At 32.6% G+C, this 8231-nt stretch carries 8 protein-coding genes; 7 read left to right on the forward strand and 1 reads right to left on the reverse strand.

Annotated features, from left to right (window positions below; genetic code table 11):
* Positions 1-61 precede the first annotated feature (61 nt).
* Genes TAGGR_RS05070 through TAGGR_RS05095 form a run of 6 tightly spaced genes read left to right on the forward strand, consistent with a single transcriptional unit; the run spans position 62 to position 6763 of the window.
* Complete coding sequence (locus TAGGR_RS05070; RefSeq protein ID WP_059176257.1) at positions 62-616, forward strand: DUF4390 domain-containing protein; 555 nt, start codon at positions 62-64, stop codon at positions 614-616.
* Entirely contained in the window at positions 613-2610 is a 1998-nt protein-coding gene (locus tag TAGGR_RS05075; protein ID WP_059176258.1) for a sensor histidine kinase, read from the forward strand. The genes TAGGR_RS05070 and TAGGR_RS05075 overlap by 4 nt, the downstream gene beginning before the upstream one ends.
* The gene (locus TAGGR_RS05080) at positions 2607-3983 is read left to right on the forward strand and encodes a sigma-54-dependent transcriptional regulator (protein ID WP_059176259.1); all 1377 of its coding nucleotides are present in this window, start codon (positions 2607-2609) and stop codon (positions 3981-3983) included. Before TAGGR_RS05075 ends, TAGGR_RS05080 begins: the two co-directional genes overlap by 4 nt.
* Positions 3984-3994: 11 nt before the next feature.
* The gene (gene der / locus TAGGR_RS05085) at positions 3995-5335 is read left to right on the forward strand and encodes a ribosome biogenesis GTPase Der (RefSeq protein WP_059176260.1); all 1341 of its coding nucleotides are present in this window, start codon (positions 3995-3997) and stop codon (positions 5333-5335) included.
* Positions 5336-5359: 24 nt separating this feature from the next.
* Positions 5360-6331, forward strand: coding sequence for an SDR family NAD(P)-dependent oxidoreductase (locus tag TAGGR_RS05090; protein WP_059176261.1), 972 nt, complete (start codon positions 5360-5362; stop codon positions 6329-6331).
* A gap of 12 nt (positions 6332-6343) precedes the next feature.
* Entirely contained in the window at positions 6344-6763 is a 420-nt protein-coding gene (locus TAGGR_RS05095) for a universal stress protein (protein WP_059176262.1), read from the forward strand.
* Here the strand turns inward: TAGGR_RS05095 and TAGGR_RS05100 are convergent.
* A complete protein-coding gene (locus tag TAGGR_RS05100; protein WP_082673559.1) occupies positions 6735-7808 on the reverse strand; it encodes a two-component system sensor histidine kinase NtrB in 1074 nt (357 codons plus the stop codon). The two genes, TAGGR_RS05095 and TAGGR_RS05100, sit on opposite strands and share 29 nt — an antisense overlap.
* A 107-nt stretch (positions 7809-7915) precedes the next feature.
* Here TAGGR_RS05100 and TAGGR_RS05105 point away from each other — a divergent pair.
* Positions 7916-8231, forward strand: a 316-nt coding sequence (locus TAGGR_RS05105; protein ID WP_173636696.1) for a transposase, incomplete at its 3' end; no start/stop codon positions are given.

Consider the following 8231-nt stretch of genomic DNA (forward strand, 5'->3'; position numbering starts at 1 on the left):
TTTAACTGTTTTTATCACAAAAACTAAGAAAAAGTAAAGCAAAAATAATATAATAAAACTTATGATAAAATCTATATTAAACATACTGATTATTGTTACATTTTTATTTTTGTCAGTACTTAATGCACATGCAATTGAAGATATTAATATGGAAATCCAAAAAAACAGTTCATCCTTAATAGTTAAGGCTCGCATTATTCCCTCTCAGGAATTTGTTGAGGATTTTAAAAATGGATTAAGTAAGAATATTTTAATAATGATAGAACTTTACAGAAAGTGGTCAATTATTCCAGATGAGTTCATAGTGGGGATTCAAATACAGAGAGTTTTGATCTCTGATCCAATAAAAGATGAATTTATTGTAAAAACTGTGCAAAGTGATGTTTTAACGGAAAAGAGATTTAAAAACTATCAGGAAGCTCTGGACTGGGCTTTAAATATAGAGCCTGTAAAGCTTGTGAACATAAATAGAGTTGAGAGAGGTAAATACTATATAAAAATTACTGTTGAATCAAATATAAAAAGGCTCCCTTCAGTTCTGGAACACATTTTGTTCTTTATACCAACATATGAAAAAAAGATAACAAAGGAATCAGAGCACTTTAGATTACCATGAAAAAGACAATGAAGAAATATTTTTTCCCGATTTTTTTAACAGGTTTACTGTTTTTAGTTCTTGGTTTTGAGATATATCTTTTAAGACTACCTCCTGAGCAGATTCCAACTAGATTCATAATTGTTTCACTTTTTGTAATAAACATAATTTCTATTTTAACGCTTGCATTTTTTGTTGTAAGAAGTGTTTTCAAGCTTTATCTTGAAAAGCATAGAGAAGTTCCTGGTTATCGATTCAGAATAAAGATAGTAACAATATTCGTAGGTTTGGTTCTCATTCCATCAGCCCTTTTGTTTGTTGCTTTTAGTGGAGTTTTAGAAAGTTCTATAGAGAGAATTTTTTCAAAATCAAACAGAAAGGTCGTCTCAACAGCAGTTGATACGATTAAAGCTTTTTACGAATTTGAAAAGAAAAAATTGATGGAACTTGCTGAAGATATAAAAGATGGAAAAATAAAAAATATTCCAAGAGGTATTTCTGTTGAAAGACTTAATACTCCTCAGACTGAAATGGCAGAGGCTGTGAAAGATGCTTTTCAAGGGAAGAAATCATCTCAGGTTATTTCTACCTCGGAAGGAGATATAATCATTGCTGCATTGCCTGATAAAAAAGGTGTTTTGATTCTAAAAATGAAAATTCCTTCCGAAATAACGAGAAGAGTTGAAGAAGTAAAATTGTATCATGAAGAGTATCTACAGATGGGCTCTATGAGAAAAGCTGTGAAATCCAACTATTTTATGTTTCTTGGATTTCTGAGCCTTATAATAGTTTTTTTAGCCTTATGGGCATCTTTAAAAATTTCACAGGAAATAACAAATCCTATAAAAGAACTTGTAGAGGCAACTGAAAGGGTTTCAAAAGGCGACCTTAAGGTAAAAATTCTCACCAAAAGCTCAGATGAAATAGGAGTGCTTGTTAACTCCTTCAATGAAATGATAGAAAAGCTTGATAAAGCCTATATTGATCTGTCAGAAAGAAATATTTTACTGGAACGAATGTTTTCCAATATTACCTCAGGAATTATTTTTATTGGAGAGGGTGGTAAAATTTCAAAGATAAATAAAGCAGGTGAAGAGATACTTCAGATTCCAAAAGATAAAATAGAAGGCAAACATTATACAGAAATTCTTGAATTTATTGAATCTGATGAGTTAAGGGATTTTATAAAAAAGCTTGCCGGAGAGCGAATTTATGAAATTTCAAGAGATTTAAACATTAAAATAAAAGGCAAAAGTAAAATAATTAGATCAAGGTTTATTTCATTAAGAGAATCAGAAGAAAGCGAAGCTTCAGGAATTCTTGTGGTATTTGATGATATCACAGATATTGTTAAGGCACAGCAGGCAGTGGCATGGGAAGAAGTTGCAAGAAGGCTTGCCCATGAGATAAAAAATCCTCTTACTCCAATTAAACTCGCTACTGAAAGATTAATTAAAAAGTGGAAAAATAAGGATGAAGATTTTGATAAAGTATTTGAAAAGTCAACTCAAACAATTATTTCTGAAGTGGAGTCTCTTAAAAATTTAATTGATGCTTTTCAAAAGTTTGGTAAGTTACCTGAGATTAAAAAAGAATCTGTAAATCCGATAAACTTAATAGAAGATACTATAGAACTCTACAGAGGATATAAAAATGTAAATATCAATCTCGTAGTAAGTGGCCAGATAAGACCTGTTTTGCTTGATCCTCAAGAGTTTAAGAGAGTTTTGATAAATATAATTGACAATGCAATAAAAGCTATGAATGCTAAAGGTGAAATAACAATATCTGTTAAACTAAATAATAACCTTGAGATAGAAGTGGCTGATACAGGTCCTGGTGTAGATGATGAAATAAAAGAAAAGCTGTTTTTGCCATATTTTTCAAGAGACAAAGAAGGGACAGGTCTTGGTTTAGCAATTGCAAGGAAAATAGTTAATGAGCATGGTGGAAATATATATGTTATGGATAATAAACCTCATGGAACAATTTTTAAAATAGAGGTGCCTGCTTGAAAGGTAAAGTTTTAATTGTGGATGATGAAGTAGGAATTCTTGATACTGTCTCTGGAATTTTAGAAGATGAAGGATATAAAACTCTTACAGCAGTAGATGCAGAGACTGCTATAGATATTCTTGAAAAGGAAGAGATAGATTTAATTTTTCTTGATGTATGGCTTCCTAAAATGAACGGAATTGAAGCCATAAAAAAGATAAAAGAAAAAGACTTTCAAATTCCAGTTATTATGATTTCAGGTCATGGAAATATTGAGTTGGCAGTTCAGGCTGTAAAACTTGGAGCTTTTGATTTTATTGAAAAGCCTCTGTCAATTGAAAGAATTATACTGACTGCAGAGAGGGCATTAGAGTTTAAACGTCTTGAAAGGGAAAATATAAAGCTTCGCAGTGCTGTAATGAGAAAGTATGAACTTATAGGAAGTTCAGAGGTAATGAAAAAGATAAAATCTCAAATTGAGACAATTGCTAAAGGAGATTCGCGAGTTTTAATACTTGGTGAATCTGGGACAGGTAAAGAACTCGTAGCAAGAATGATTCATTTACTGAGTTCAAGAGCCAGAGCTCCTTTTGTTGAAGTCAACTGTGCAGCAATTCCTCAGGAGCTTATAGAAAGTGAGCTTTTTGGACATGAAAAAGGAGCTTTTACCGGTGCAATAGATAAAAAAATCGGTAAATTTGAGCTTGCCAATGAAGGAACTCTTTTTCTTGATGAGATTGGAGATATGTCTTTACTTACACAGGCAAAACTTTTAAGGGTGATTGAAACTCAGAAATTTCAGAGAGTTGGTGGAACCCGGGATATTACAGTCAATGTTAGAATTATCTCAGCAACAAACAAGGATCTAACAGAAGAAATCAGAAAAGGTAATTTCCGAGAAGACCTTTACTGGAGACTCAATGTTGTTCCAATTTATCTTCCTCCATTAAGAGAAAGGAAAGAGGATATACCAGAGTTAATTAACTACTTTATAGATGAATTTAGTAGAGAGAAGGGATGGAAAAAAAAGACATTGGACCCTCAGGTGATAAAAATTCTTCAGAGTTATGATTGGCCCGGAAATGTTAGAGAGTTAAGGAATGCTGTAGAAAGACTCATGATAATGGTGACAAAGGATGTTATAGAAGTTTCAGATATTGAAAATACTGGAATAATAAAAGATAGTAAGGTTAAGGAAGAGAAATATTTTTCTTATACTTCATTGAAACAGGCAAGAGATGCCTTTGAAAGAGATTTTATTCTCAAAAAACTGAAAGAGAATAATTGGAACATGACAAAAACAGCAGAGATATTAGGAATAGAAAGAAGCAATCTCTATAAAAAGATAAAATCTCTCAATATACCTCTTCCAAAAGAGTTTGCAGAAAACTAAAGGAGATTAAAATGTTTACAGTAGTTATTGTTGGTCGTCCAAATGCAGGTAAATCAACACTTTTTAATAGAATGGTCAGGGCTGATGATAAAATAAAAGCAATTACCGATAGACTTCCTGGAGTAACAAGAGATATAAACTATGGATTGGCAAAATGGGATAACAAAGAATTTACAGTAGTTGACACAGGAGGTTTTTTCTCTGAACAAGACTCAGAAGACTCCATTCACAAGCAGATGCTTGAACAGATACAGATGGCAATCTCAGAGGCAGACTTAATAATTCATCTCCTTGACGGTAAAGAAGGGCTTATTCCTCATGATTTAGAAACAGCAAGAAAGTTGAGAACCACTGGGAAAGATGTTTTATGGGTTGTAAACAAAATAGACAGTCCATCTCATTTAAGTAGAATTTATGATTTTTACAGTATATCACCGGAGCTTATTCCTCTTTCAGCAATTACAGGTTATGGTTTTGAAGAGCTTATTGAAAAGATTTTAGAGAGAATTCCTCCAACAAAATCAACAACATCAGAAGAAGAATTACCTAAAATAGCTATTGTTGGTAGACCTAATGTGGGGAAATCAACGATTATAAATGCTTTGCTTGGGAAAAAAAGAATGATTGTAAGTTCGGTTCCAGGAACCACAAGAGATGCTATTGATGCTGTTTGCACATATTATGGAAAAAAGTATGTATTGATAGATACAGCAGGTATAAGAAGGCTTTCTTATTATAAAGAAGAACTATCTGAACATGTTTATGTGGAAAAACTTGCATACTTTAAAGCATTAAGAAGTATTGAAAGAGCTGATGTAGCCGTCCTTGTTATAGATGCTATTGAAGGTATCGTTAATCAGGACCAAAAAATTGCAGGCATAGTAGCTGAACAGAAAAAAGGACTGATAATATTAATTAACAAATGGGATTTGATTCCTCAAAATGAAAAAGATAAAAAAGCCAAATTTTTTGCTGATGAGATAAAAAGAAAACTCTGGTTTGTAGATTATGCTCCATATTTAACTGTGTCTGGCATAGATAAAACAAGGCTTACCAAAGTTTTTCCACTTGTGGATCAAATTTTAGAAGATTATTCTAAAAGAGTATCAACGTCTGAATTGAATAAACTTTTCAATCAGAAATTAAAAGACGTAGTGCTTTCCTCAGGTGGAAAAGAGTTAAAATTTTACTACATAACTCAGGTTGATGTGAAACCACCAACATTTGTTGTTTTTGTTAATGATAAATCAGCAGTAAAACAGAATCACATCAAATTTATTGAGAAACTGCTCAGAGAAACTTTTAATTTCAAATTTTCTCCAATTGAGATAAAAATCAAACAAAGAAAATAATTATTTATGTTAAAATAGAAAACTATGCAAAAAATTCTTGTAACAGGAAGTGCAGGATTTATTGGATGGGCTACATGCAGATTACTTCTAAACAAAGGTTTAACAGTTATAGGTATTGATAATGTAAATGACTACTATGACCCCAGAATGAAAGAGTTAAGACTTAATGACCTCAAAAAATTTCAAAATTTTATATTCTATAAGGCAGACATTGAGGATTTTGATAATTTAAAAAATATTTTTAAAACCCATAAAATAGAAGGAGTTATTAATCTCGCGGCTCGGGCTGGTGTAAGAGCTTCAGTAGAAAATCCTATTGGATATCTTGATACAAATGTAAAGGGCACAATCAATCTTCTTGAATGTGTGAAGGAGTACGGAGTAAAAAATTTTGTCCTTGCATCCACCTCAAGTGTTTATGGAGATACAGATAAAATGCCTTTCAAAGTATCTGACTCTACTGATAAACCTCTTGCACCATATCCTGCATCAAAAAAGTCTGCAGAGCTTTTCTGCTACAGCTATCATTATCTTTACGGTATAAATACAGTGATTCCAAGATATTTCACAGTATATGGACCTTTTGGAAGACCTGACATGAGCATTTTTAGATTTATTAAGAAAATAGACTCTGGAGAGCCAATAATTGTATATGGAGATGGAAAACAGAGGAGAGATTTTACATTTGTCGAAGATATAGCAGAGGCAACTGTACGATGCCTTAATCTGGAAGGATACAAAGTTATGAATCTCGGAAATGACAGACCTGTGGAACTTATTTATGTAATAAATTTGATAGAGGAACTTCTTCAAAAAAAAGCAAAAATACAGTGGCAGCCGAGACATCCAGCGGATATTTATGCAACATGGGCAGATATTTCTGAGGCAAAACAATACATAGGATGGTCTCCGAAAGTTTCAATAGAAGAGGGAATAAAAATAACAGTAGAATGGTTTAAGGAAAACAAGCCTCTATTAAAAGACATCAAGATATAAAGGAGGAACAATATGCAGAGAATTTTAGTAGCTCATGATGGTTCAAAGGCATCAGACAAAGCATTAAGAAAGGCATTGGAGATTGCACTAAGTATGAATTCATCTCTTACTGTTTTGGCTGTTGTTCCAGAGCTATATTTAACAGAGCTTTCTGATGCTGATAGACAGCGAATTACAGAAGTGCTTAAAAGGGAAACAGAAGAAAACATGGAAAGAATAAGAAAGTCTCTCTCAGGAAAACCAATTGAGATTAAATTTCTTATAAGAGAAGGAGATCCCGCAGAAAAAATACTTGAGACTGCTCATAAAATGAAAGTTGACCTTATTGTTACAGGCTCTCATGGAAAACATGGAACAAAAAAATTTCTTATTGGAAGTGTCTCTGCAAAGGTTGTTGAATACTCTAAATGCCCTGTTCTTGTTGTAAAGTAGCAGAGGGGAAGAGTATTTTTACGGTTGTTCCAGCATTTGGAGAGCTTTTTATTTCAATCGTTCCATTATGTTTTTGAATTATATTTTTTACTATTGGCAGCCCTAAACCAAATTTTCTCGGATCCTGTGTAAATAAAGGTTCAAAACATCTCTGCAGTGTCTCTTCATTCATACCATGTCCTGTATCAGAAATTGTAAGTGTAACCTTTTCATGAGAATCAGTTTTAATTTTTTCAGTTGAAATCTTTATAATTCCATCATCAGATATAGCATTCTTTGCATTCTGGACAAGTTCTAAAAGAACTTCTCTAATTTGCAGAGGATCTCCTTTAATCAAAGGATTTTCTTTGGATAGAGAAAGTTCAAGTTTTATTTTTTCACCTGCTATGTTTTTAAGCACTTCCTTTGTTGAAATAATGAGAAAGCTCAGGTCAAAAACTTTTACCATAGAAGGACTTTTCCCCAGAGCAAGCAAAGCCTGAAGAAACTTAGAGCCTCTTTCAACAGAGGTCATTAATTTTTCAACAAAACTCAAAGAGGAATCATCTTTAACCCGTTCTTTTAATAACTGGGCGAATCCATAAATGCCATTAAATATGTTATTAAAGTGATGAACAAGATTATCAAGAACTGTATATATTCCTTCAAGTTTTATAGTTTCAATAAATTTTTCATCAACTATTTTCTTTTCCGTTACTTCTCTGCCTATTTCAAATACAGCTTTGATTTCTCCATTCTCTTTAAGAGGAACTCCTGTTAAAATGAAGTATCTTCCTTCATCAGATTCTCTATCAGAAATTTCAACATTGCCTGTTTGCAAAGCTTTTACACAGGGACATCCTTCGCAGGGAGCATTTCTTTTGTGCCAGAGTTTATAGCATTTTTTGCCTATAATATCCTCTTGATTCATACCAAGTCTTTCAGCATAAGCTTTGTTAATCCAGAGAATATTTAGATCCCTGTCCATTATGGATAAATTGTGTTCGATGCTATTAAAGATTGTGCCTAAAGTGTCTTCTGTTAATTTAGGTTTTAGTGTTTCCATTGAGGTAGTGTAAAATTTTTTATGTGTAAAATTGACAGAGCAATAAAAGAGGGTGTATCCTCCATTAATTTAACCAAAAATCAAACAAAGAAAGGAGGAATACACCCATGAAAGAAAAACCTTTAACTAATTTAAGATTACCAGATTTATGGAAAGAATTCAACAGTAATTTTAATGAATCCTTCTGGGAAGAATTTGAACAAAAAATGAAGTTAATGAAGAAAAAGTTTATTGAATTAGCATTACAAGAGGAGATAACAGCACTTACAGGGGCTCAAAAATATGAAAGAACCCCAGAGAGAGTTTACCGTAGGAATGGATACTGGAAGAGATACATAATCCTGAAAGATGGAAAACTTCAGATTAACATGCCCAGACTAAGAGAGACAGGTTTTCAAAGTAAGATAATTCCCAGATACATAA

The organism is Thermodesulfovibrio aggregans (assembly GCF_001514535.1).
GTDB lineage: Bacteria > Nitrospirota > Thermodesulfovibrionia > Thermodesulfovibrionales > Thermodesulfovibrionaceae > Thermodesulfovibrio > Thermodesulfovibrio aggregans.